This window comes from Vibrio sp. 070316B, from assembly GCF_013114115.1.
GTDB classification, from domain to species: domain Bacteria; phylum Pseudomonadota; class Gammaproteobacteria; order Enterobacterales; family Vibrionaceae; genus Vibrio; species Vibrio chagasii_B.
In genome coordinates, this window is the sequence record NZ_VTYC01000003.1 from 155,998 (window position 1) to 181,560 (window position 25,563).

Consider the following 25,563-nt stretch of genomic DNA (forward strand, 5'->3'; position numbering starts at 1 on the left):
GTATAGCGAGGTTTGGAGTTTAGTGTACATAGAGATCTAAATCTTTAAACAGCATCAGAAGCAAAGTTTAACGATTTTTTTGATTATATTTTCCGTTAGATAGATAATGCACCGATTTACATTTTCAAATTTTAATGCGTAGTGTGGTTTTCGCTTTGTTACCAATGGGCGGTAGCGTGCTTGGTAAAGAGGTTTGCACTGTGCACAGTTTATGAATCAAGAAAGTTAGGTTAGGGGTTTTTTGTGAAGATATTAGTCACTGGTGGTGCTGGTTTTATCGGTTCTGCAGTTGTTCGCCATATTATCAGTAATACATCGAACAGCGTTGTAAACGTTGATAAGCTTACTTATGCGGGCAACTTGGAGTCACTTGTCGATGTTGATTCAAATGAACGTTATGCATTCGAACGAGTAGATATTTGTGATCGCTCAGAACTTGACCGCGTTTTTGCAGAGCATAAACCGGATGCGGTAATGCACTTAGCCGCTGAATCACATGTTGACCGCTCTATCACTGGTCCTGCTGCATTTATTGAAACGAACGTAGTTGGAACATATACGTTATTGGAAGCTACACGCGAGTACTGGAATAACCTTGAAGATCAAGCCAAAGCAGAGTTTCGCTTCCATCATATCTCTACAGACGAAGTTTATGGTGACCTTCCTCACCCTGACGAAGTGCCTGAGGGAACAGAGCTTCCGATGTTCTTAGAGACCACTTCTTATGAACCATCTAGCCCTTATTCTGCTTCAAAAGCATCAAGTGACCATTTGGTGCGTGCGTGGCTTCGTACTTACGGCCTACCAACTATTGTTACTAATTGTTCAAACAACTATGGTCCATATCATTTCCCTGAAAAACTGATCCCACTTGTTATTTTGAATGCTCTAGAAGGAAAAGACCTCCCTATCTACGGTAAGGGGGATCAAATTCGTGACTGGCTGTTCGTTGAAGACCATGCTCGAGCACTCTATAAAGTAGTAACCGAAGGTAAAGTTGGTGAGACCTACAACATCGGTGGCCATAACGAGAAGAAAAACATTGAAGTCGTGAATACGATTTGTGACATCCTTGATACGCTAGTACCGAAAGAGACCAAATACGCAGAGCAAATTACCTACGTTCAAGACCGCCCGGGTCATGACCGTCGCTATGCTATTGACTCCTCTAAAATGCAACGTGAATTAGGTTGGACACCGGAGGAGACGTTCGAAACGGGACTTCGTAAGACAGTACAGTGGTACCTAGACAATTCTAAGTGGTGTCAAAATGTGCAAGATGGCAGCTACCAACGCGAGCGTCTAGGTGTAGTAACAGGAGATGTAAAGTAATGAAAGGTATTGTATTAGCTGGTGGCTCTGGTACTCGTCTGTACCCACTTACACGTGGCGTGTCGAAACAACTCTTGCCGATTTATGATAAGCCAATGGTGTTCTACCCGATTTCTACTTTGATGTTGGCAGGAATCAAAGACATTCTGATTATCACGACACCTGAAGATAATGCGGGCTTTCAACGTTTGCTTGGTGATGGCTCTGATTTTGGTATCAACCTTGAATACGCGATTCAACCAAGCCCTGATGGTCTAGCACAAGCGTTTATTATTGGTGAAGACTTCATTGGTGATGACAGCGTGTGTTTAGTACTAGGTGATAACATCTTCTATGGTCAGTCTTTTTCTCAAACACTACAAAGTGCAGCTTCAAGAGAATCAGGCGCGACTGTGTTTGGTTATCAAGTGAAAGACCCAGAGCGCTTTGGTGTCGTTGAATTTGATGAAAACATGAAAGCCGTTTCAATTGAAGAAAAGCCAACACAGCCTAAGTCAAACTATGCAGTAACCGGTCTTTACTTCTACGATAACCGCGTGGTTGAAATGGCTAAGCAAGTGAAGCCATCTGAGCGCGGAGAGTTAGAGATCACGACCCTAAACGAAATGTACCTCAATGATGGCTCACTGAATGTAGAATTATTAGGTCGTGGTTTTGCGTGGCTAGATACAGGTACACATGAGAGCCTTCATGAAGCGTCTTCTTTTGTACAAACAATTGAACATGTCCAAGGTTTAAAGGTGGCTTGTTTGGAAGAGATTGCTTGGAGAAATGGATGGCTGAGTGACGAGCAAGTTCTGGCTTTGGCAAAACCTATGATGAAGAATGAATACGGGCAATATTTGACTCGGTTAGTCAGTGAAATCAAAAAAGAGGTAGCATGCTAATGCGAGTATTACTCACGGGCTGTTATGGTCAAGTTGGCTCTTGTTTAATAAAACAGTTAGATAATGATGAGAAGATTAAAGTATTAGCGCTTGATAGAGAGCATCTTGATATCACGAATCAAGAAGACGTTATTGCTATTATTTCTGAATTTCAGCCGACCATAATTATTAACGCTGCTGCACATACTGCAGTGGATAAAGCTGAAGAGGAAATTGACCTCTCTTATGCGATAAATCGTGATGGTCCCAAGTATCTAGCACAAGCTGCGCAAAGCATTGGTGCAGCAATTTTGCATATCTCCACAGACTATGTCTTTGAAGGTAATAAAACCGGGGACTATATCGAGACAGATACGACGAACCCTCAAAGTGTTTACGGTGAAAGTAAACTGGCTGGGGAAATTGCAGTTGCACAGTCATGTGATAAGCACATTATTCTTCGTACCGCATGGGTCTTTGGCGAGAATGGTAATAATTTCGTGAAAACGATGCTGCGCTTAGGGCAGACTCGAGAGGCGTTGAGTATTATTGGTGACCAGTTTGGTGGACCAACTTATGCGGGTGATATTGCAAGTACATTGATTCAAATCGCGAACCGCATTAATCAGGGAAGTGAGGTGGAATATGGTATTTACCATTATTCGGGGTTGCCTCATGTCAGCTGGTTTGATTTCGCTGACGCGATTTTTGATGTTGCTGTTCAGCAAAAAGTTCTTGAGAGCAAGCCAACCCTAATAAGAATTACAACCGACCAATACCCAACACCAGCAAAACGTCCAAATAATTCTCGTTTAAGTAACGAGAAAATTCTGACAAACTTCTCTATTGATGCGAGTGATTGGAAGGCTGCTTTAAACAATATTCAAGCGTATACCGGATAATAAAATGAAAGTAATCGATACACGTATTCCAGATGTGAAAATTATAGAGCCAAGTGTATTTGGTGATGAGCGTGGTTTCTTTATGGAGACTTGGAACCAGAAGCTGTTTGAAGAGCTTGTGACGGGAAAGCCAACACAATTTGTACAAGATAATCACTCAAAGTCAAAGAAAGGCATCTTGCGTGGTTTACACTATCAAACGGAAAACACTCAAGGGAAATTGGTGCGTGTGGTTTCTGGTGAAGTGTTTGATGTTGCTGTGGATATTCGACAAGGTTCACCAACTTTTGGACAGTGGGTGGGAGAGTATTTGTCTGCAGAAAACAAGCGACAACTTTGGGTGCCGGAAGGCTTCGCTCATGGTTTTTACGTTACAAGCGATGAAGCTGAGTTTGTGTACAAGTGTACTGATTATTATAACCCTAACGCTGAGGTGTCTATTCTTTGGAATGATGCCTCTATTGGGATTGAATGGCCAAATAATAGCTTACCTCTCCTATCTAACAAAGATGAAAATGCTTTGAAACTCGATGAAATATTGTGACAGTGTTCGAAAAGGATAGGGTTAAAAGCGGTTTTATTTGGAGTGCACTGGATAGCTTTGGTGCACAGCTAATAGGTTTAATCATTAGTTTAACGTTAGCTAATCTTCTCGGTCCAAGTGCATTCGGATTAGTAGCGATACTGACAATATTTATAGCAATTGCAAATGTTTTTGTTAATGCAGGATTTAGCCAGGCATTAATTAGAAAGCTAGATAGGAATGAAGTCGATTTCGCCACAACTTTTTATTTTAGTTTAATAGTATCAGTAGTATGCTATATGTTGTTGTATTGGGCCGCTCCCTATATTAGTGATTTTTACCAGGAACCACAGCTAACATCATTAACTCGTTATATTGCGTTCGTTATTATAATTAATGCTTTTTCGGTGATTCCTAAAGTGAAGTTAAGTGTTGACTTGAACTTTAAGACACAGGCTAAATGTAGTTTAGCTTCACTTTTAATTAGTGGTTCATTAGCTTTATACTTAGCAGTAAATGGTTTTGGTGTTTGGGCATTAGTTATGCAACAAATAACTTTGGCTCTAGTGAATACGTTAATGTTGAGCTATATTGATCCTTGGTGGCCAAAGTGTCGTTTTTCTATAGATTCCTTTAAAGAGTTATTCGGTTTTGGATCCAAATTACTTTTGTCTGGATTGCTGGATACAATATACACTAATATATATGGGCTTATTATAGGGAAGTATTTTAGTTCTGCTCAGCTAGGGGTGTTTAATCAGGCTGATAAGCTTTCAAGTGTGCCAGCTATGACCCTTACAGGAATTATTCAAAAAGTTACTTTCCCTCTCTTAAGTAACATGCAACATGACATAAAGAAGCTAGATCGTTCTTATTTGTTAACATTGCAGTTTTCAGCTTTTATAATTTTCCCATTTATGCTTGGCATTAGTATTATTGCAGTACCTTTAATTGATGTTCTTTTAGGAGATACGTGGCAAGCCAGTGCTGAGTATATTAGTATCATTAGTGTGGCATTTTCATTATATCCTATCCATGCAATAAATTTGAATATGCTTCAGGTTAAAGGCCGTTCGGATCTTTTTCTAAAACTGGAAGTTATTAAGAAGATAATGATGACTATTATGTTGATTATTACTGTACCCATTAGTATTAAAGCGATGTGTATTGGTATGGTTGTGACATCATTTTTATCATTGTTAATTAATACGTATTACACAGGCAAGCTATCCACATTAACTGCTTATAAGCAGTTAATGTCTTTACTGCCAATAGGCTTGATTGCAATCTTATCTGCCTTTATTGGGTTCTTTGTTGGTAATAATTTAGATAACAATATGTTAAGAATTGCCTTAACATTAGGGGTGGCGTTAATTAGCTACATTATAATGATGACCACCTTACAACGTCCTTTGCTAATTAAATTAAAAAACACATTGAAGGTATAGTCACTAAACTTTACCTTTCTTGGAGTCACAATAAATGATCGCATTAAATAGTCCTATAAAACCTAACTTGAAAAAACTTTATAAATTACTTGAACAAGTAAATAGTAGTGGTTGGTTTACTAACTTTGGGCCGATGCATAAAGAGCTTACAGAGAGATTAGAAGCTTATTTGGGGGTGGAAAATCTTCTCTTAACTAATAATGGTACATCGGCACTGCAAGTAGCAAGCCGAGCTATGGGGACTCAATCTATCATTGCAACGCCATTTAGCTTTGTTGCAACGGTAAGTGCTTACGAGTGGCAGAAAGATGAGTTAGCTTTTGCTGACATAGACCCAAGAAGCTTGAATTTAAGCCCTAAAGCAATAGATGCTGCTTACCAGTTGGGATGTAAGGCAGATACTGTAGTCGCGACTCACGTTTACGGTAATCCGTGCGATGTGGAATCGATAGAACAATTGAGCAAACAACATAACTTTAAGGTTATTTATGATGCAGCACATGCATTTGGTGTAAATATCGATGGGCGCTCAGTATTGAACTATGGTGATGCTAGCACGTTAAGCTTCCATGCAACTAAAGTGTTTCACACGGTTGAAGGGGGGGCTATTGTTTTCAAAGACAGGGCTCATTTGGAAAGAGCTGAAGATATTATTAACTTTGGAATTAGACCTGGAGATGGTGTTGTTGATGTAGGTATCAATGCTAAGCTCAACGAGTACCAAGCTGCTGTGGGTCTTGTCAATCTTGAAGATATTGATGATATTTTAAATCATAGATCTGAGCTATTTTACCAGTATCGTCAAGGTTTAAAAGAATTGGTGGAGCTACCACTTTGGCATCCTGAGGCTAATGCTAATGGTGCTTATATGCCTATATTGCTTGAGAGTCAATCTCAAATGAAGTCTATATCATCAGTACTCGCTAACAATAATATTCAATCGAGGCACTATTTCGCACCTAGTTTGGACACTGTGTTTACTGAAAAAGATAATTTTGGAACAAAAAACAGTCAGAGTGCCTCTGAGCGAATATTGTGTTTGCCGATGCACGCACACCTAAGTACAGGCGATGTTGATACTGTGCTAGAAATAATCAAGAAGGGACTTCTATGAATCTGTATTTAGTTGGTGCTGGTGGTTTTGCTCGAGAAATTTATAGTTATCTAGGTGAGTCAGACTTTGAATATGAAGGTTATATTCTTCAAGGTCTACTTAGTGACTATAAAGGTGATTTAGATACTTATCCTGAAGTAAAGCACCGGATTGTCGATGATAGAGAAAGTACTGCAATGACTCAGAATGATGCAGTAATCATCGCTATTGCCTCACCGGAACAAAAAAATAAGCTATATGATTTTTATACTAAAAAGGGTATAAAAATTTTAAGCTATATTCATCAGAGTGCGGTTATTGGTTTTAACGTCAAAATTGGGGAAGGAACGGTGATCTGTCCGAATACAACATTGACTACTGGTATAACACTTGGGAAGTGCGTTACTGTAAACGCGAACTCAACTATTGGTCACGATGCCGAAATTGGAGACTATTCGACATTGAGCGGTCATTGCGATGTTACAGGCTTTGCAAAACTAGGAAAGAGAGTTTTTATGGGATCAAGCGCTGTTGTTATACCCAAAGTTAGCGTAGGAGATGATGCTATCATTGGGGCGGGGAGCGTCATCGTTTCAAGAGTTAAACCAAATGTTACTATGCTTGGCAACCCGGCGAAGAGACTTAAATTAAACTAGGCCAAATTTATAATACTGTAAAGGTAGATACATGTTCACTAGACTAGATTCGAGCCCGTCGGAAAAAGAAATCATAAATACTTGGAAATACGCAGACAAGGTTTATGTTTCGATAGTTTGTATAACATTTAATCAAGAAGTCTATATAGAAGAGGCTATCAATAGTTTTTTAGCTCAGGAAACGGAATATAGATTTGAGGTGATTATTCATGATGATGCTTCTACAGATAAAACTCAAGAAATACTTGAAAGATATGTCAATGAGTATCCTTCCATTATTAAGTTAATTGTACAAGAAGAAAACCAATACTCTAAAAACTGTCAGAAACCGTTTGTTAATGCATTAGATCGCGCAGAAGGGTTATACATAGCGGTATGTGAGGGGGACGACTTTTGGATTGATAAATCTAAAATAGATAAGCAAATCAAACATTTAATTTCCAATGACAACGCATCAATGGTCCATACAAATGTATATGATTTTGAGCAGGTTTCGAACAAGGTTATTCTTAGTCAAGTCCCATTAAAAACTAATACTACTAAAAGCTTATTTGTACAGAATCGAATTAGAACGCTAACTACAATGTTTCGAAAAATAGACTGCGATAGTTTTTTTTCAGAGCACGGAAGCGAGTCAGAAAAGTGGCTATTGGGTGATTGGCCACTATGGATTTACCTTTCAATGAAAGGTGAGGTCATTTTTATTGATGACGTAACAGCAGTTTATAGGGTCTTGCCAGAATCTGCATCAAATACCAAGAGTGAAGCTAAATATAATTTATTTAGATTATCTACTTTAAAAATGAGGGTTTATATGGCCTACAAGTCTAATATGACTTCAGAGGCCCTGGGTTTGATAGGAAATTCATCAATTGCAAACCATTTACTCCATGGAACAGAGCTTATAGATAATGCATTTAAGTTTGCTTCATTGAAATATAAGTTTCTACTTCTGATCAATGTACTCATCCCTGTAAAAAAAATTGCTGAATTCAGACTTCGTTTAAAGTGATAGAAGATAAGAGCTAGACTTAACTTATGATAATGTTTACATAGACAGAATCGTCTAGGATATAAAGCAGCCAGTTATTCAGGTTAATAAAAATCAATTAAAATTAAGGTTTTACTTTGGATTATGATGTAATTTTGGCTTCTTATAATGGTAGTAAATACATTGAGGAGCAAATTCTTAGCATTCTAGGTCAAACTGTTAGGCCTAAAGCTATTTATATTAGAGATGATTGTTCTTCTGATGACACTATTGCCATTATAGAAAATATAGCCAAAGAATTTGATAATATAATCTTACTTGACGATAATTTGGGTAATTTAGGTTACGTAAAAAATTTTGAGGTATTAGTTAAATCCGTACGATCAAAATATTTTTTCTTTTCCGACCAAGATGATATTTGGTTGGAAAATAAAGCTGAAACAATGTTGAATAATATAATAGATGAAAATAAATCTAGTTGCTTTAGCAATGCTTATGTAACAGATAGCCAGTTACGTATACAGGGCAGTAAGTTAGATGATTCTATTTATTATAAATTGAATAAAAAAAATGGAATACTAGTAAATAATTTTGTTACTGGTGCAACCTTGCTCTGTAAATCGGATTTCGTCATTTCATTACTTCCTTTCCCTGACGGTATACCTCATGACTATTGGATTGCAGCAAACTCAGAGGTTAGAGGAGAGCTTTGTTACGTAAATAATGAGTTAATATATTACCGACAACATGATGACAACCTTATTGGTTCTAATATCGGAGAAGGTTATATCGCAAGGATCCGGAAGTCTCTTACTAAGGATAATGTTAAGAAGAGAAAAGCAGCAATTTTCGAGAAAGTTAGATTGCTAAGAGAAATTAACAATAGAAATGGGGATATTAAAATTTCAAAAGACGTTGCCACCATAATAGAAAGTAGATATTACTGTTATTATAATCACGGAAGCTTTATAACCATATTTCAATTATTTAAATTAATGAATATTAAAGAATTCATTTACTTGTTATATGACGTTTTTAAATTAAGGAAAAGCCAATGATAATAAATTTTGTCATTAATTGATTTTTACTTATTTACTTCTGTTTTTTATGTAAGGTAAATGTTTTGAATCTATTTTTTTTTAAAAGGAAAATAAATTTCACACTTGGATTTGTATTATTCCTAATTACAACATTTTATTTAATTCCTTCCAGGGTCTTTGATATACCTATGTTATACATTATCAATGTCCCTCTGGCTTTTATCTTTATTTCTAAATGCTTAATGGAATTGAAGATAGATAAGTTTAGTCTTTACTTTTTATTTTATCTTGTATTTTTGTTATTTTTGACTATTGGATTTTCTTATTATCATGCGGCGTCTGACTTATATATAATAAAAGTTATTATTATATCCATTATGCTGTTTTTGTCATCGAGAGCTATTGTCGATCTCTATCATAGCTTATATGATGAATATTGGAAGTATTATGTTTTAAGAAATATTATATTAGCTGTTTTTGTAAATGTAGCCTTTTCAATCTTAATCATTTACAGTAAAGATTTTGGTGTGGAATTTTATAATATATTTGGTCTTTCAGAAACAGCTAGAGTATATTTTGAGTTGGGAAGGCGAATTAGTGGCATGTTTGAGAGTGGTTTTTCAATATTGTCTGTTTTCTATGGGTTTTCAGTATTTATTACCTTTATATTCATGTCTAATTATAACTTTAGCAATAGAAATGTAATATATCTATACTTATTTGCCGCACTTTCTTCGCTAGCGGCTGTGTATTCTGGAAGGACCGGGATGATATTGATCTCTTCTATCTGCCTTTTGTCCCTGATCTTACCTTCTTATTTTTTAAGAATAAAAAAATCGATCCTTTATCGCGTTTTCTTTATGGTATTAATATTTTTGGTACTTACTTTTTTTATTTACACTGAAGAAGTTATGTATTTTTATATGTGGGCATTTTCTTTATTCTTTGAAAACTCAAGTCAAATTTCAGGTGATACTGTTAACTATATTATAAATAACATGCTGATCATTCCAAATGATGTGATTTTTGGTGATGGGAATTTTGGTAGAAGCAATAATATGCCCTATATAGATAGTGATCTTGGATTGATACTTCTAACGAATTTCGGCGGGTTAATTTATTCTATTTTGTTCATTGGTAGTTTTTTTGTAATATCATTTTTCCTATCAATCTGTACAAAAAGTTCAGTTTTCAAACCTTTCGTTGCTGTATGTTTCTTTATGTTACCATTTTTAAACCTAAAAGACGTCTATATTTTAGGATCTTCGGGAGTTACACAGCTAATTTATTTGGTTCTGTCTGCTCATTTTTTAAGCTGTGTAGTGAAAAAGAAAGAAGCTAAATATTAGTTATGCGTACTTTAATTTTTATTATTAATTATTGTAAGTAGCTAAAATAACACTTTTAGGAATGTTACTATGAATAAAAAGTTGGTGTTTTTTACTGTTGTTTATAATCCAGATGACAACGTATATGTAAATATATCGAATGCTATCGATAAAGGTTTTGATGTTTTCGTTTATTTGAACCATGCCAGTGAAGATGATATAATTCGGCTAAAAAAAATGGGTATCAATATACTCGGGGACAATATTAACGCAGGGCTTGGTGTTGCATTTAATGATCTAGAAACTATGCTACTTAAAAATGGAGGTGGTGATTTTCTTTACTTTGATCAAGATACTATTGTTGGTAGAGAAACGTTGAGCAACATACTTACAAGGTATAGAGGTGATCTGAAAGATAATGATGGCTACTCAATATTTTATACTAGCGAAAATGTTGAAAAGTTTAAATCTGGTTTTTTCCCGAGTAGCGGTTGTCTATTTAGAATCAATGAAGAATCACTAATGCATAATCGAAGTTATCATGTTGAATGTGTAGATTATGAATATTGCTGCCAAACTATTATTGATGGTGGAAGCATAAAACCTATAAGTATTAAAGGGATTGACCACGAGTCTCTACAAGACAGTACAGAGAAGAGCTTTCTGGGTAAAAGAGTTATATTTAGGGTTTACCCAAGTAGCAGAGTAAAAGATTTTAACTATTCCCATGTAAGGCTAATTGTTTTTTCGATACTAAACCTTAGGTTTAAATTAGCCTTTTTTCTTATAAAGTCGTTGTTTGCATTTAACGCAGGTAATATAAAGAATAGAATTTTGGATTTTATATCATGTTAGTTTCAATTGTAATTTTGTCATATAATCGACCTCAACAAGTCAGGAGAATTCTTGAAAACTTTGTCGATGTCAAAAGCGACGAATTCTGTATAATTATTAAGGATGACGTCTCCCCCTTAATTGGTGAAATAAAAGATATTTGTTCTGAGTTTCAAGATGTTTTATCGGTGCCTCTCAGTCTTCATCAGAATGAAAAAAATATGGGTTATGATTCTAACCTTATGGACTCATTCTATATTACGAACTCTCAATATGTTTACTTGTTGAGTGATGATGACTTTATTGTAGGGAATGAGTTTTTAGATGTTATATCTGAGTTGAAAAAAAGTCGCAAACCTTTTTATATTAGTTCATATATCGAATCAGGTGAGATGAAAAGAGTTGTTGACTCGAACTTTAATATTTTAGAACTCTCTACTTCTCAACTTATTTATAACTCAATACTCTTCTCTGGTTTGATTTTTGATAGGGAAAAAGTCTGTTCATTGAAATTAGACAAGGTATTTTTGTCTTCATGTATTTATACGCAAGTTTACTTAACCGTAGCTCTCAACTATGAATTTTCAGATTATAAGTATATAAATAGTGGAGCTTTGGTTTTAGGGGGGGACGGTGAGAATTACTTTGGAAAGAATGAAGCAGCTAAAAATAAGTCTGCCCTCCAAGATAGAGCATCTATTTTATCCAACTTAAGGTACCAAGTCTTTCTGAGAAAAGTAATTCTTAATCTTTCATCAATATATTCCGAAGATATACTAGAGTCCTTCAATAAGGAATATAATAGAAGGTTGATTAGCTATGCTCTAAGGTGCAAAAGTAATGGCGGAGTAGCGTACAAAGAATTCAGATATTTGTTAAAAGAATTGGGGATCCCTTATAAATTATCCACAGGTTTATCTTTGTCTGTGGTGAGTTTGTTACCGCAAGGCTTTTGTGATTATTTTTATAAACAAGGTATCAGGTTTCTCAAAAAGTCAGGTTGATTTGATTCGAGATAAGGAAGAGTATGTTAAACATTTTTAGCAAAAAAATATTATTGATTACTGGTGGGACTGGCTCTTTTGGAAACGCAGTTCTTGACCGTTTTCTAAAAACGGACATCGGTGAAATCCGAATTTTTTCGCGCGACGAGAAAAAACAAGATGATATGCGGAAGAAGTACAATTCGCCTAAACTAAAGTTTTATATTGGCGATGTGCGAGATTATAACTCTATTTTGTCTGCAACTCGCGGTGTTGACTTTGTTTATCATGCAGCAGCTCTTAAGCAAGTCCCCTCTTGTGAATTCCATCCGATGGAGGCTGTTAAGACCAATGTGTTAGGAACAGAGAATGTTCTAGAAGCTTGTATTGCAAACGAAGTTGCGAGAGTTGTCTGTTTAAGCACTGATAAAGCCGTCTATCCAATTAATGCTATGGGTATTTCAAAAGCGATGATGGAAAAAGTCATTGTTGCTAAATCCCGTAATGTTGATCCTAACAAGACTGTTATATCAGCTACACGTTACGGTAATGTTATGGCATCTCGTGGTTCCGTTATCCCACTGTTTTTGCGCCAAATCATTAATGGCGATGCAATAACAATTACAGACCCTAACATGACACGCTTTATGATGACTCTTAACGATGCTGTGGATCTTGTATTGCATGCATTTACACACGGTGTTAATGGTGACATTTTCGTGCAAAAAGCTCCCGCTGCAACTATTGATGTTTTAGTACAGGCTTTGAAAACCATTACGTCCAAACCTGAACATGAAGTCAATGTGATAGGCACTCGTCATGGTGAAAAACTGTATGAGGCATTATGTAGCCGTGAAGAGATGTTTGTTGCTGAAGATCAAGGTGGTTACTACCGAATTCCTTCAGACAACAGAGATTTAAATTATTCACAGTATGTTGAAGAAGGTGAGCAAGATTTAAGTGTTATTGAAGATTATAACTCTCACAATACCGATCGCTTAGATGTAGCTGGTATGGTTAAGCTACTTCATAAGTTGGATTTTATTGTTGATATCGAAGCTGGCAGTCTTAACGTGCCAGAGGGTGTGTAATGAGAATTTTAGTTACAGGCGCAAATGGCTTTATTGGCAAAAACCTTTGTTTTCAACTAGCAGAGCAAGGTTTTACAGATATCGTTAAAATTGACCGAGCCCATTCACTTCAAGAGCTAGATAATGCGTTAGAGACAGCAGATTTTATTTATCATTTGGCTGGTGTTAATCGGCCAAAAAATGACGATGAATTCAAACAAGGTAATGCTGATCTAACTTCGCATATTGTAACTAAGCTAAACGAACTAAATAAAGCTACACCCATTCTTCTAACTTCTTCGATACAAGCAGAACAATCGAACCCATATGGTGTCAGTAAAGCTCAGGCAGAAGACGTTGTAAATGAATACGGCTTACAGTCTCAAGCAAAAGTTTATATCTATCGTTTGCCAAATGTCTTTGGTAAGTGGTGCCGACCAAACTACAACTCAATGGTTGCTACTTTCTGTCATAATGTAGCAAACGGTCTACCGTTGACGATCAATGACCCTGCCGCAAAAGTTAATTTAGTTTACATCGATACAGTTTGTGAACATTTTATTAATCATCTAAATCATGACGAGGAACCTGGAGAGCAACAAATTGAGCCAATTTATCCAACAACGGTTGGTGAGGTTGCTAACGCGCTTGAGTCATTTAAAAAGAGCAAGTCATCTTTGATAACTGAAAACGTAGGGTCTGGCTTCTTACGAGCACTTTATTCTACCTACATTAGTTACTATTCCCCAGAACAGTTCTCATATACAGTCCCAGCTTATACAGATCCTCGTGGTTCTTTTTGTGAACTTTTAAAAACTAAGGATGCAGGGCAGTTTTCTTTCTTTACTGCTCATCCGGGTATTACGCGTGGCGGGCATTATCATCATTCAAAAAATGAGAAATTCTTGGTTATTAAGGGGCAAGCAAGATTTCGGTTTGAACATATCTCAACTGGTGAATGCTACGAGTTAGATGTTACGGGTGATGATTACCGAGTGGTCGAAACTGTCCCTGGTTGGACTCATGATGTGACTAATATTGGTGACTCTGAACTTATTGTAATGCTATGGGCTAACGAAATCTTTGACCGCGAAAAACCAGACACTTTTTCAAAGCCGCTGTAGGAATAAAAAATGAAAAAACTAAAAGTAATGTCAGTGGTCGGTACTAGACCTGAAATCATTCGATTATCTAGAGTGTTGGCTAAATTAGATGAGCACTGTGACCATGTTCTTGTTCATACAGGTCAAAACTACGACTTCGAGCTTAACGAAGTCTTTTTTAGTGATTTAGGTGTACGTAAACCGGATTATTTTTTAAGTGCTGCTGGTAAAAATGCAGCAGAGACCATTGGGCAAGTGATCATCAAGGTGGATCAAGCATTAGAAGAGATCCAGCCTGACGCAATGTTAGTTTTGGGTGACACTAATTCTTGCTTGTCTGCCATACCCGCAAAACGTCGAAAAGTACCCATTTTTCATATGGAAGCAGGCAATCGCTGTTTTGATCAACGTGTACCAGAAGAAACTAACCGCCGTATTGTTGATCACACCGCCGATATAAACCTAACTTATAGCTCGATTGCGCGAGATTACTTACTTGCGGAAGGTCTACCTGCTGATCGAGTGATAAAAACAGGCAGTCCAATGTTTGAGGTGCTAAGTCAGTATATGCCTCAAATTGATGGCTCAGATGTGCTAGCCCGATTAAAACTTGAAAAAGGGCAGTTTTTTGTGGTGAGTGCTCATCGTGAAGAAAATGTAGACTCTCCAAAACAATTAGCGAAGCTTGCCGAGACACTAAACACTGTTGCAGAGTATTATAATTTACCAGTAATAGTCTCAACACATCCTAGAACTCGTAACCGAATTGAAGCTCAAGGTATTGAGTTTCATCAGAACATTAAATTACTCAAACCTTTGGGTTTTCATGACTATAATCATCTTCAGAAAAATGCCAAAGTGGTTCTCTCTGACAGCGGAACAATTAATGAAGAGTCTTCGATCATGAATTTCCCTGCATTAAATTTGCGCGAAGCACATGAACGCCCAGAGGGGATGGAAGAGGCTTCGGTTATGATGGTTGGTTTAGATGTAGAGCGTGTAATGCAAGCGCTGCAGGTATTAGAAACTCAGCCAAGTGGTCATGAGCGATTATTACGCCCAGTATACGATTACAGCATGCCTAATGTATCTGATAAAATGGTCAGAATCATTCACTCCTATACAGATTACGTTAAACGCGTTGTTTGGAAAGAGTATTAAATGAATTAGCTCGTGGGTTTAGCTCACGAGTTATAAGATAGAGCCATATATGAAAATTCTTTTGTTAACTCAATGGTTTGAGCCTGAACCAACTTTTAAGGGGCTCCTTTTTGCACAAGCGTTGCGTGATGAAGGACATGAGGTTGAAGTTCTGACTGGTTTTCCAAACTACCCAGGTGGGAAATTATACGACGGTTACAAAATTAACATTTACCAAAAAGAGATTATGGATGGTATCACGGTTCATAGGGCACCTTTATATCCAAGCCATGATGGCTCAGCCTCTAAACGAGTCTTAAACTATGTATCTTTTGCGGTTTGTAGTTTCCTTGTTGGGATGTTGAAAACTCGAAATGTTGATGTGATTTATTGTTACCATCCCCCTCTAACAACATCTTTGTCTGCTTGTTTGTTGGGACTGTTTAAGCGAGTTCCGTTCGTGGTAGATGTGCAAGATTTGTGGCCTGATACGTTGTCTGCAACTGGAATGATAAATAACAAAAGACTCCTTAATGTCGTAGGTAAAACTTGTGACCTTATATATAAGAGAGCATCAAAAATTGTTGTTCTATCTCCAGGTTTTAAAAATAGAATAATATCTCGCGGTGTGTCGGAGAAAAAAATTGAAGTGATTTATAATTGGTGTAATGAGCCAGCTCTAAATAACTTGGAATATACAGACTTAAAAATGCCAGAAAATGGAAATTTAAATCTATTATTTGCCGGTAATCTTGGCTTTGCCCAAGGGTTACCTTCAATTATTCAGGCCGCAGAGATTTTGAATAAAGATAATGTTGGAGTTAATATTGTTTTTCTTGGTGATGGGGTCGCTAAACAGGCTGCAATAGAAAAGAGTAAAGAGCTTGGATTAAGCAACGTATATTTTTTACCAAGAGTTCCAATGCAGCAAGTAGGATCATTACTTTCTTGTGCTGATATTCTACTCGTCCATTTAAACAAAAACGAACTATTCGAAATTACAGTTCCTTCAAGGACTCAAGCAAACATGGCAATGGGTAAACCAATCATAATGGGAGTTTCCGGTGACGCCTCTGATTTGATAACTAAAGCAGGAGCTGGTGTAACGTGCCAACCAGACAACCCTGAGTCACTAGCTGAGGCGATAGCGTATGTATGCGACTTATCAGATAGTGAGCGACTGAGTCTGGGGAATGCAGGAAAGAATTATTATGAGCAGAACTTGTCACTAAAACAGGGAGTAGCAAAGTTTATTTCAGTTTTTGAGGAGGTTCGATGAAAAGGTTGTTTGACTTCTGTGTATCGCTTTCTGCACTAATTCTCTTGTTTCCTATAATTGCTTTTGTTGCATGGAAGATTAGGAGAAACCTTGGTTCTCCCGTTCTTTTTAGACAAACTCGTCCAGGGTTGCACGGGACTCCATTTGAAATGGTTAAATTTCGTTCTATGAAGGATGCCGTTGATTCCAAGGGAAGGCTTTTACCCGACAGTGAGCGTTTAACTTCATTTGGCAAAAAGCTTAGGTCTTCAAGTTTGGATGAATTACCGGGTTTATGGAATGTGCTTAAGGGCGATATGAGCTTAGTGGGTCCAAGACCTCTTTTGATGAAGTATTTACCATTGTATAATGCGCGCCAAGCAACACGGCATAATGTGCGCCCGGGCATCACTGGGTGGGCTCAAGTCAATGGACGTAATGCGATAAGCTGGGAACAGAAATTCGAGTATGATGTTTGGTATGTATCAAATCAATCTCTTCTTCTGGACCTGAGAATACTATTTTTGACGGTCAAGAAGGTATTTATTAAAGAGGGAATTTCAGCTGATGGTGAGGCAACGATGACTGAATTTAAAGGGAGTGATCGTGAATAAAACCTTCTATATTTTGGGGGCAGGGGGATTTGCAAGAGAAGTCTACTCATACCTTAGGGAAAATCGATTTAAAATTGATGGTTTTTCCTGTGCTGGCTTTTTAGACGATAACCCTCAAGCATTAGATGATTTTTTTCTTGAACATAGCATTGTAAATGGTTTACTTACAAAAGAGCTACCAAAATGTTCTAAGTTAGTGATGGCAATTGCCAATCCTAGCTTGAAGGAGAAGCTCTATAAGTTTTATAAGAATCTTGGGCATGAGTTTATTACCTATGTACATGATTCAGCATTTGTTGGTGAATCTGTTGTGCTTGGGGAAGGAACTATAGTATCACCTCAAAGTGTAATAACGGCTAACGTTAGCATTGGTAACTGTAATACAATCAATGTTTTATCGACGATTGGACATGATGCAAAAATCGGTGATTTCTGCACTTTGAGCGGTCATTGTGATATCACTGGATTTGTTGAACTTGGTTCTAAGGTCTTTGTGGGATCTAGTGCAGCCGTAATACCTAAGGTAAAAGTTGGAAATGACGCTGTGATAGGTGCAGGCAGCGTAGTTATATCGAAAGTAAAACCTGGATTGACAGTGTTTGGTAATCCAGCAAAGAAAATTAAATAGGAGTTTAAATATGAGTAATGTAAATCAATTGTTGGAAATCGTCGCAGAAATTCTAGAGGTTGATGATGTTAGTTTAGAAACACCGCTAAATGAAGATAATTGGGATTCTTTAGCTGTTGTTACATTTATTTCTGAAGCTGATAATGAGTTTGATAAGGTTGTATCACCATCAGAAGTTAACAAGGTAACAAAAGTTGCTGATTTGTTAGAGCTAATTAAGTAACTAGAGAGGTTTCTAGATGTTAACAATAAACAATGTCGGCATCTCTGCGGTTGCAACGTCAGTACCAGAGAAAGTCGTTAGTAATTATGAACTAGCAACTAAGTACGGCAGTGAGGAAATTAATAAACTGATCTCAAGTGTTGGTGTTCATGAACGGAGAGTATCTGGAGATGCAATCACAAGCGCTGATTTATGTTTGGACGCAGCTAGAAACCTTATTCAAAGTAAAGAGATAGACGTCTCTGATATCCAAGCTGTTATTTTTGTTTCACAGACCCCAGAATATCAACTACCAGCGACTGCTTGTATTTTGCAAAATAAATTACAGCTACCAAGCACAGCTTTAGCATTTGATATTAATATGGGTTGTTCGGGATATGTGTACGGCTTGCAAGTAGCAGCTAGTTTAGTCAATAGTGGATTGAAGCATGTACTGTTACTTGTTGGCGACACAATCAGCAAGATCGTCAAGCCAGGAGATAGGAGCACAGAGCTTCTCTTTGGTGATGCGGGCACTGCTACGTTGGTTTCAGGCTTAGAGACATCAAAAATGTCATTTAGTCTTGGCACTGATGGTTCTGGTTATCAACACATTATCGCAAAAGAGCCTATTTTAAGTAATAGCTTTAAGGGAAGGGCTGATAATTATTCATTTTTGGAAATGAATGGTGGGGAGGTTTTTTCTTTCACACTAAAAACTGTACCAAAGCTTATTCGTAGTTTCTTGAGTGAACTTTCTCTTGTCCCTGAGATGATAGATAACTGCTTCTATCATCAAGCGAATCACTTTATGATTAAGCACTTATCTAAGAAGTCAAAATTTTCAGAAAACCAAGTTCCCATATCTATTGATAAGTATGGCAATACCAGTGGTGCCTCTATTCCTGTAACTATCTGTGCGGTACCTAGGGAGTCATATACAAGCACCTTGTTTGTTGGATTTGGTGTTGGGTTGTCATGGGGTGCTGTATATTGCGATCTTTCTAATACATTAATACTACCAGTAAGTGAGTTTTCTAGTGGCGAATAATATTTTAGAGAATAAAAAAGTGCTGATTACAGGAGGCTCTTCCGGTATCGGTAGAGCTATTGCCCAAGTTTTTAGTCAACAAGGTGCTCAAGTTATAATCGTGGGGCGAAATACTCACCGCCTTGAGCAAACATTAGCGTCGCTCGAAAATGGGGAGCATTTAGCGCTACAATGTGATTTGGCCTCCCCATCTTCAATAGAAAGTTTATTTAAAGATCTATGTAATAATATTGGTGAGTTAGACGCAGTAATACATTGCGCGGGTATTCAGAAAACGTTGCCATTACAAGCTTTAAAAGAAACTGATTTCGAACAGGTTTTCAACACCAATGTTAAATCTGCCCAGTTTTTAGCTAAATCCTATCGAAAGAAAGGAAGATATAATGCGTTTGGTAGCTCATTAGTTTTCTTAAGTTCTGTCGCAGGAACATGTGGTGAGCCAGCGATCTCAACATATTCAGCCTCAAAGGCAGCTTTATTAGGTCTGAGTAAGTCCTTGGCATCAGAGTTAGCAAGAAACAGAATTAGGGTTAACTGTATTGCTCCGGGGCATGTTGAGACTGAAATGGCAATTGAGTTTTCTAAAACTCTAACGGCAGAACAGAATCAAAGAATACACGACAAGCATCCTCTCGGCTTAGGCCAGCCAGAAGATGTCGCTAATGCTGCGTTATATTTAGCTAGTGGTTTATCTCGATGGGTAACGGGCACGACATTATATGTTGATGGAGGTTACAGTGCACAATAAGGCAGCTATTCTCGGGGTTTCATCTTATCTACCTACTAATCGTTTGACGAATGAACAATTAGCTATCGAATATCCAGATTGGAGCGTAGATAAAATATTTGAAAAGACAGGTATTAAATCCCGCCCAATTGCTAGTAAAGAAGACTCTTGTTCATCTATGGCAATAGAAGCCTCAAAGCGTTTATTTGAAAAGCTAAATGTAGAGCCTAGTTGTATCGACTATGTTTTGCTGTGCACGCAAAGTCCGGATTTCAAATTACCTACAACAGCATGCATTGTTCAGAACAAATTAGGTATCCCAACAACCGCCGGTGCTTTGGACTTTAACTTAGGCTGTTCTGGTTATGTCTATGGCTTAAGCCTTGCCAAAGGTCTTATTGAGTCGGGACAATCTAAAAATGTACTCCTTATTACATCAGAGTTGTATTCGCGCTATATCAATGACCAAGATAAAAGTGTACGCACATTATTTGGAGATGCGGCTACGGCTACTTTAATTGGAGTTACTGAGTCAAATGATGAGTATATTGGTGGGATTGTACTTGGTAGTGATGGTGCTGGGGATAAAAACTTAATTGTTCCTCATGGTGGTTCACTAAACCCTATCGTGGAGTCATCTAATTTCGCGACTGTTGATAGTAGTGGGAACTGTAGAAGTTTAGCTGACTTGTATATGAATGGTGCAGAAATATTAACGTTTACTTTAAAGGCTGTACCAAAGTTAGTTGCCAGTGTTTTGAGTAAGTCTAATTTAGAGGTTTCTGATGTAGATAAGGTTGTCTTTCATCAAGCAAATAAGTTTATGTTAGATAAGTTACGCAAGAAAACCCAATTTACAGAACAGCAGTTTTTAGTTTCTTATGAACACTATGGTAATACTGTATCTTCAACTATCCCATTAGGACTCGAGCTCGCACAAAGCGAAGGTAGACTAAAATCAGGTGATAATGTCCTGTTGTGCGGTTTTGGTGTTGGTTACTCTTGGGCTGGTGCAATGATAAAGTGGTCAGATAATGCTTAATATTCCATTCTCTCCTTGGCCTAGCTTCACGAATGAAGAAGCAGAGGCTGTAAAAAATGTTTTATTATCAAATAAGGTAAACTATTGGACTGGCAATGAGTGCCGCGAATTTGAAAAAGAGTTTGCAGCGTGGGTCGGTTGTGATTACGCAGTGTCGTTGGCCAACGGCACACTAGCGTTAGATATTGCATTAAAGGCTTTAGGTGTGGCAACTGGGGATGAGGTGATTACTACACCTCGTACGTTTTTAGCCTCTGCATCGTCGATAGTAACAGCGGGTGCGACCCCAATATTTGCGGATGTAGATATAAACAGCCAAGCAATAACTGCAGAATCTATTGAAGCTGTGCTTACAGAGAAAACCAAGGCCGTGATTGTCGTGCATCTTGCTGGTATGCCCGCTGAAATGGACGCTATAATGGCCTTATCTGCTAAACACGGTTTTTACGTCATTGAGGATTGCGCCCAGGCTCATGGTGCAAAATATAAAGGGCGTAGTGTGGGAAGTATTGGTCACATCGGTGCGTGGTCATTCTGCCAAGATAAGATTATGACCACAGGAGGGGAAGGCGGTATGGTTACGACTAACAATGAAAATTTGTGGTCGTTTATGTGGTCTTATAAAGACCATGGTAAAAATTATGATTCGATATACAACAAAGAACACCCGCCCGGCTTTCGTTGGTTGCATGATAGTTTCGGAACCAATTGGCGGATGACAGAGATGCAAGCTGTCATTGGACGAATTCAGCTGACTCATATGGCGAATTGGACGAAAAAGCGTCAATCTAATGGCAGGGCTATTGATGCCGCAGTGTCAGACTTGAATGTTGTTCGTCGTGTTATTGTACCTGAATATAGTGAACACGCTGAATATAAGCACTATTTGTTTATTAGACCTGAATATCTGGCTGAAAACTGGACTCGTGATAAGATTGTCGACGCGATTAATGCAGAAGGTGTACCTGCATTTCAAGGAAGCTGCTCTGAGGTGTATTTAGAAAAAGCATTTGATAATACAACATGGCGCCCGACAAACCGATTGAGTTCTGCAAGTGAACTCGGGGAGACGAGTTTAATGTTTCTGGTACACCCGAGTTTAACTCAACTAGAAGTTAATGAAACTTGCCGTGTGATACGTAAAGTTCTTTTAGAAGCCCAAAGCTAAATTATGCACAGGACTTTTGACTCAAACTAAGATTTATTATTAAAACGTCAGTACAATACTGACGTTTTGTTTTTATAAGTGAATTATATGGCTAGGCTTAATTTTATTTGGAATCTTTCTCGTTTCAATAAGCGACTGATAAGTGTTTTTATTGACGCGCTGTTTGTAATAACTTCGTTCTATGCTGCATATTGGACTCGTATTGGCCATATTAAACCTTTAAACGATGAACTCAATCAGTACGTGTTGATTGGTACATTGCTAGTTACATTGCTGGCGTTTAGTAAATTGGGATTGTATCGTGCTGTTCTACGCTATCTTACTTTTCATGCGTTGGCTGTCGTTAGTATCGGTACCTTGATTTCTGCTACAACGGTGGCGTTTCTCGCATTTTATTTAGATGCGTCAGTCCCTCGCTCTGTTCCGATCATCTATGGGACTTTTCTGTGTTTACTTTGTGGTGGCTCGCGCTTAATTGTACGAGTACTAGTCGCACAAGCTAATAGTAAAGGGCGTAAAAAAGTATTGATTTACGGTGCTGGTTCAGCAGGGCGTCAACTGGCACTGGCATTAAGAACGTCTGAAAGTCATAAGGTTGTAGGTTTCATTGATGAAGACAAAACATTAGAGAACACTGTTCTTATGGGGCTGCGTGTTTTCGATATTAGTGATTCAGAGACTGTGCTTAATAAATATAGCGTAGAGCAGATATTACTAGCCGTGCCTAGTGCCTCCCGTTCGAGGCGTAAGCAGATTTTAGACTCGTTATTTGATTTACCAGCTGAGGTTCTCACTGTTCCTGATATGAAGGATATTGTTGAAGGTAAAGCGAGTATTGATGAACTAAAAGATGTGCCCATTGAGGACTTACTCGGACGAGACCCTGTAGATCCTCAGCAATCGCTGATGGAAGCCAACATTAAAGGGAAAGTTGTCATGGTGACTGGAGCTGGAGGGTCTATTGGCTCTGAGCTTTGTCGTCAGATAATTAAACAAAAACCAACGACGTTATTACTGTTTGAGCTATCAGAATTTGGTCTTTACCAAATTGATCGTGAGTTATCGACCTTGGTACAGGTAAATGAACTCGATGTGGAAATTATTCCACTGCTTGGATCTGTTCAGCGAATTAACCGATTAGCGACAGTAATGAAGAGTTTCTCTGTTCAGACCGTGTATCATGCTGCTGCGTATAAACATGTTCCTTTAGTTGAATATAATGTCGTGGAAGGAGTACGAAACAATGTGTTTGGTACTTACTATACCGCTAAGGCTGCCATAGAAGCTCATGTCGAGTCTTTCGTACTTATTTCAACGGACAAAGCGGTTCGACCAACCAATGTTATGGGAACTACCAAACGTGTTGCTGAATTGGGGCTTCAGGCTCTAGCTCAACAGGAAAAAGAGAAAACTACCGGGACTCGATTCTGTATGGTGCGCTTTGGTAATGTCTTAGGATCTTCTGGCTCTGTTATTCCTTTGTTTAAAAAACAGATAGCCAAAGGCGGGCCTATTACAGTGACACACCCTGATATCATCCGTTACTTCATGACGATTCCGGAAGCAGCTCAGCTCGTGATACAAGCCGGAGCGATGGGTAAAGGAGGGGATGTATTCGTGCTTGATATGGGCGATCCTGTTAAAATTACCGACTTAGCTACCAACCTTGTGCATTTATCGGGACTGGAAGTTAAAGATGAAGAGCATCCTTATGGAGATGTTGAAATATTGTTTTCTGGCTTACGCCCAGGGGAAAAATTATTTGAAGAGCTTTTGATTGGCGATAATGTTGAACAAACAGCACATGAGCGAATTATGACAGCCAACGAATCATTCTTACCTATTGAAGAATATAAGATGTTAATAGATGAGTTAGATACTGCATGCCATAACTTTGAACATGAAAAAATTCGTCAACTTTTGTTAAGTGCCCCCGCTGAGTTTTCTCCTACAGATGGCATAGGTGATTTAGTTTGGCTACATACCAACAAGTAATTTAGATACATTATTGGCTCTACTCATGATTTATTCGCTTTTTTGATGTTATGTTGTATATGGATGGATCGCTGTTTGATTATGCATAGAGCATTCCTGACATATAACCGCTTATATTGATGGAGAGCAGTAGAAAAAGTATCTTGAGTAGTTACCTTAGTGGTGTTTTTTTCCGTAAAGCATTTTAAATTAGACGATTATCTGGTGGGGCTTTAAAACCATTTTATGTGAAAACATAAAGTGGTTTTTTTATATCTACTTGTTTCATTTTTATATAGACAGTAGCAAACGGATGATTAGGAAGCAGAGTTTGCCATGCTTATTCAACCAGCAAGAGCTCATCAATGAAAGGGAATCGAGAGGCGTGCTGGCGGTAAGGCCCGGTGTTACGGGGTTGGCTCAAATCAATGATATCGACATGTCGACACCTAAACTGTTGGCGGAATGGGATCAACGTATGCTCATGACTTTAACGACCAAGCTTTACTTTCAATACATCATTCAAACGGTATTGGGCAAAGGGGCAGGTGATCGAGTGTGAGTTGCGATGCTTAAGGCTCACCATATATGAGGCCTGTTCCAACTTTTACAGGTTTGTGTGCTGCAGACCCTCTAATATGATGCTTTATAAGGTATTGTTTATGATTTACCCATTTACTTGAATGTGGTTATTAACTATCATGTTGTTCAATTAGTTGTTCAATTAGTTGTTTAAGCTGAGTGCTTTATTTTGAGATATCTAATAAGTAAGAGGTTTTAGGGTAGCTTTACCTCTCTTGCTTGTGGTGTTTTTTCATATCGCTTTCGAAATATCTTGCTTAGTTGATGTTCGGTGTTTAACCCAATCACTTTCGTGAAGGAAAACCGTGCAGTAAAAGTGTCACGATACATGAACAAGTGAGGTGTACTGATATGTCCCTCGTTTGTATCGATATGATTTGCCTATAGCTCAGATTTGCTAGGAAAATCAGCCTCAGTTCAGTTTGAAATATGGAAGATATAATTATATGAAAATGCAGTGGTTAGCTAGGGTTTCACCGTTGTTGTTGCTATCAGCATCAGCTGTCGGAGCTGAAAACTTATACGTAGGCGCTAAAGTCGGTAATGTAACTGCCGATAACTTTGCACCATTAGTCGAAAGCCGCACGGCTATCGATGATTCAGATACGTCTTACGGCTTATTTGTTGGTTACCATATCGTAGACACACTAGCGATCGAGGGTGGTTATAACTACCTTGGTGAGTACGATCTTAAAGATATTGCCGGCGGTAGCTACGAAGCAAGCAGCTTTGATGTTGTTCTAAAAGCGTCTGGCAATGTAACCGATAGCCTAGCGTTATACGCTAAAGGTGGTTTTGCCGTTTATGACTGGAAAGCAAACGGCCCGGGTGTTGAGTCTGACGATTCTGGCGTTACTCCAACGATTGCTTTTGGTTCTGAATACTCGATTACATCAGCGATGAAGGTTGGTATTGAATACCAGCTATATCAAGATATTGGTGGCGTAGATATCGACTCGTTTAATGTTGCTTTGTCACATAGCTTCTAATCATTTGTAGGGATAAATT

The 25,563-nt window shown here is 38.0% G+C and carries 25 protein-coding genes and 1 pseudogene; all 26 read left to right on the plus strand.

Annotation, left to right across the window (positions count from 1 at the left end; all coding sequences use genetic code 11):
- Positions 1–243: 243 nt before the first annotated feature.
- The 26 genes and pseudogenes from rfbB (at position 244) to F0251_RS04810 (ending at position 25,544) form a co-directional block, all read left to right on the plus strand.
- Positions 244–1,332 (plus strand): dTDP-glucose 4,6-dehydratase, encoded by a 1,089-nt coding sequence (gene rfbB, locus F0251_RS04685; RefSeq protein WP_171730436.1) that lies wholly within the window; start codon positions 244–246, stop codon positions 1,330–1,332.
- Positions 1,332–2,219: a glucose-1-phosphate thymidylyltransferase RfbA gene (gene rfbA, locus F0251_RS04690; protein ID WP_171730437.1), complete on the plus strand. Its 888-nt coding sequence runs from the start codon at positions 1,332–1,334 to the stop codon at positions 2,217–2,219. Before rfbB ends, rfbA begins: the two co-directional genes overlap by 1 nt.
- Positions 2,219–3,100, plus strand: coding sequence for a dTDP-4-dehydrorhamnose reductase (rfbD, locus tag F0251_RS04695; RefSeq protein WP_171730438.1), 882 nt, complete (start codon positions 2,219–2,221; stop codon positions 3,098–3,100). The genes rfbA and rfbD overlap by 1 nt, the downstream gene beginning before the upstream one ends.
- 4 nt (positions 3,101–3,104) lie before the next feature.
- Complete coding sequence (rfbC, locus tag F0251_RS04700; RefSeq protein ID WP_171730439.1) at positions 3,105–3,644, plus strand: dTDP-4-dehydrorhamnose 3,5-epimerase; 540 nt, start codon at positions 3,105–3,107, stop codon at positions 3,642–3,644.
- A complete protein-coding gene (locus F0251_RS04705; protein WP_345775979.1) occupies positions 3,641–5,071 on the plus strand; it encodes a lipopolysaccharide biosynthesis protein in 1,431 nt (476 codons plus the stop codon). The genes rfbC and F0251_RS04705 overlap by 4 nt, the downstream gene beginning before the upstream one ends.
- A 34-nt stretch (positions 5,072–5,105) precedes the next feature.
- Positions 5,106–6,185, plus strand: a complete 1,080-nt coding sequence (locus F0251_RS04710) for a DegT/DnrJ/EryC1/StrS family aminotransferase (RefSeq protein WP_171730440.1) — start codon at positions 5,106–5,108, stop codon at positions 6,183–6,185.
- Positions 6,182–6,820 carry an acetyltransferase gene (locus tag F0251_RS04715; protein WP_171730441.1) on the plus strand — a complete coding sequence of 213 codons (639 nt, stop codon included), beginning with the start codon at positions 6,182–6,184 and terminating at the stop codon, positions 6,818–6,820. The genes F0251_RS04710 and F0251_RS04715 overlap by 4 nt, the downstream gene beginning before the upstream one ends.
- A gap of 31 nt (positions 6,821–6,851) precedes the next feature.
- On the plus strand, positions 6,852–7,832 hold the full coding sequence (locus F0251_RS04720) for a glycosyltransferase (RefSeq protein ID WP_171730442.1): 981 nt from the start codon (positions 6,852–6,854) through the stop codon (positions 7,830–7,832).
- A 116-nt stretch (positions 7,833–7,948) separates the two neighbouring features.
- Positions 7,949–8,869 carry a glycosyltransferase gene (locus F0251_RS04725; protein WP_171730443.1) on the plus strand — a complete coding sequence of 307 codons (921 nt, stop codon included), beginning with the start codon at positions 7,949–7,951 and terminating at the stop codon, positions 8,867–8,869.
- Between the two features lie 65 nt (positions 8,870–8,934).
- A complete protein-coding gene (locus F0251_RS04730; RefSeq protein ID WP_171730444.1) occupies positions 8,935–10,200 on the plus strand; it encodes a hypothetical protein in 1,266 nt (421 codons plus the stop codon).
- A 69-nt stretch (positions 10,201–10,269) separates the two neighbouring features.
- A complete protein-coding gene (locus F0251_RS04735) occupies positions 10,270–11,034 on the plus strand; it encodes a hypothetical protein (RefSeq protein ID WP_171730445.1) in 765 nt (254 codons plus the stop codon).
- Positions 11,028–12,017, plus strand: coding sequence for a glycosyltransferase family 2 protein (locus tag F0251_RS04740; protein ID WP_171730446.1), 990 nt, complete (start codon positions 11,028–11,030; stop codon positions 12,015–12,017). Before F0251_RS04735 ends, F0251_RS04740 begins: the two co-directional genes overlap by 7 nt.
- 32 nt (positions 12,018–12,049) lie before the next feature.
- Positions 12,050–13,087 carry a polysaccharide biosynthesis protein gene (locus F0251_RS04745; RefSeq protein WP_171730497.1) on the plus strand — a complete coding sequence of 346 codons (1,038 nt, stop codon included), beginning with the start codon at positions 12,050–12,052 and terminating at the stop codon, positions 13,085–13,087.
- Positions 13,087–14,190 carry an NAD-dependent epimerase/dehydratase family protein gene (locus F0251_RS04750; RefSeq protein WP_171730447.1) on the plus strand — a complete coding sequence of 368 codons (1,104 nt, stop codon included), beginning with the start codon at positions 13,087–13,089 and terminating at the stop codon, positions 14,188–14,190. The genes F0251_RS04745 and F0251_RS04750 overlap by 1 nt, the downstream gene beginning before the upstream one ends.
- 9 nt (positions 14,191–14,199) lie before the next feature.
- Complete coding sequence (wecB, locus tag F0251_RS04755) at positions 14,200–15,330, plus strand: non-hydrolyzing UDP-N-acetylglucosamine 2-epimerase (RefSeq protein ID WP_171730448.1); 1,131 nt, start codon at positions 14,200–14,202, stop codon at positions 15,328–15,330.
- Between the two features lie 49 nt (positions 15,331–15,379).
- On the plus strand, positions 15,380–16,588 hold the full coding sequence (locus F0251_RS04760) for a glycosyltransferase family 4 protein (RefSeq protein WP_171730449.1): 1,209 nt from the start codon (positions 15,380–15,382) through the stop codon (positions 16,586–16,588).
- Positions 16,585–17,181: a sugar transferase gene (locus F0251_RS04765; RefSeq protein WP_171730450.1), complete on the plus strand. Its 597-nt coding sequence runs from the start codon at positions 16,585–16,587 to the stop codon at positions 17,179–17,181. The genes F0251_RS04760 and F0251_RS04765 overlap by 4 nt, the downstream gene beginning before the upstream one ends.
- A complete protein-coding gene (locus F0251_RS04770) occupies positions 17,174–17,809 on the plus strand; it encodes a NeuD/PglB/VioB family sugar acetyltransferase (RefSeq protein WP_171730451.1) in 636 nt (211 codons plus the stop codon). The genes F0251_RS04765 and F0251_RS04770 overlap by 8 nt, the downstream gene beginning before the upstream one ends.
- 10 nt (positions 17,810–17,819) lie before the next feature.
- The gene (locus tag F0251_RS04775; protein WP_171730452.1) at positions 17,820–18,032 is read left to right on the plus strand and encodes an acyl carrier protein; all 213 of its coding nucleotides are present in this window, start codon (positions 17,820–17,822) and stop codon (positions 18,030–18,032) included.
- 16 nt (positions 18,033–18,048) lie between these two features.
- Positions 18,049–19,062, plus strand: coding sequence for a ketoacyl-ACP synthase III (locus F0251_RS04780; protein ID WP_171730453.1), 1,014 nt, complete (start codon positions 18,049–18,051; stop codon positions 19,060–19,062).
- Positions 19,052–19,810 carry an SDR family NAD(P)-dependent oxidoreductase gene (locus F0251_RS04785; protein WP_171730454.1) on the plus strand — a complete coding sequence of 253 codons (759 nt, stop codon included), beginning with the start codon at positions 19,052–19,054 and terminating at the stop codon, positions 19,808–19,810. Before F0251_RS04780 ends, F0251_RS04785 begins: the two co-directional genes overlap by 11 nt.
- Entirely contained in the window at positions 19,800–20,831 is a 1,032-nt protein-coding gene (locus tag F0251_RS04790; RefSeq protein WP_345775991.1) for a 3-oxoacyl-ACP synthase III family protein, read from the plus strand. Before F0251_RS04785 ends, F0251_RS04790 begins: the two co-directional genes overlap by 11 nt.
- A complete protein-coding gene (locus F0251_RS04795; protein ID WP_171730455.1) occupies positions 20,824–21,999 on the plus strand; it encodes a DegT/DnrJ/EryC1/StrS aminotransferase family protein in 1,176 nt (391 codons plus the stop codon). Before F0251_RS04790 ends, F0251_RS04795 begins: the two co-directional genes overlap by 8 nt.
- Positions 22,000–22,086: 87 nt before the next feature.
- Positions 22,087–23,994 (plus strand): nucleoside-diphosphate sugar epimerase/dehydratase, encoded by a 1,908-nt coding sequence (locus F0251_RS04800; protein WP_171730456.1) that lies wholly within the window; start codon positions 22,087–22,089, stop codon positions 23,992–23,994.
- Positions 23,995–24,307: 313 nt separating this feature from the next.
- Positions 24,308–24,535, plus strand: a pseudogene (locus F0251_RS04805) (sugar transferase); the annotation flags it as partial.
- A gap of 466 nt (positions 24,536–25,001) precedes the next feature.
- Positions 25,002–25,544: an outer membrane beta-barrel protein gene (locus F0251_RS04810; protein ID WP_008219136.1), complete on the plus strand. Its 543-nt coding sequence runs from the start codon at positions 25,002–25,004 to the stop codon at positions 25,542–25,544.
- Positions 25,545–25,563: the final 19 nt, after the last annotated feature.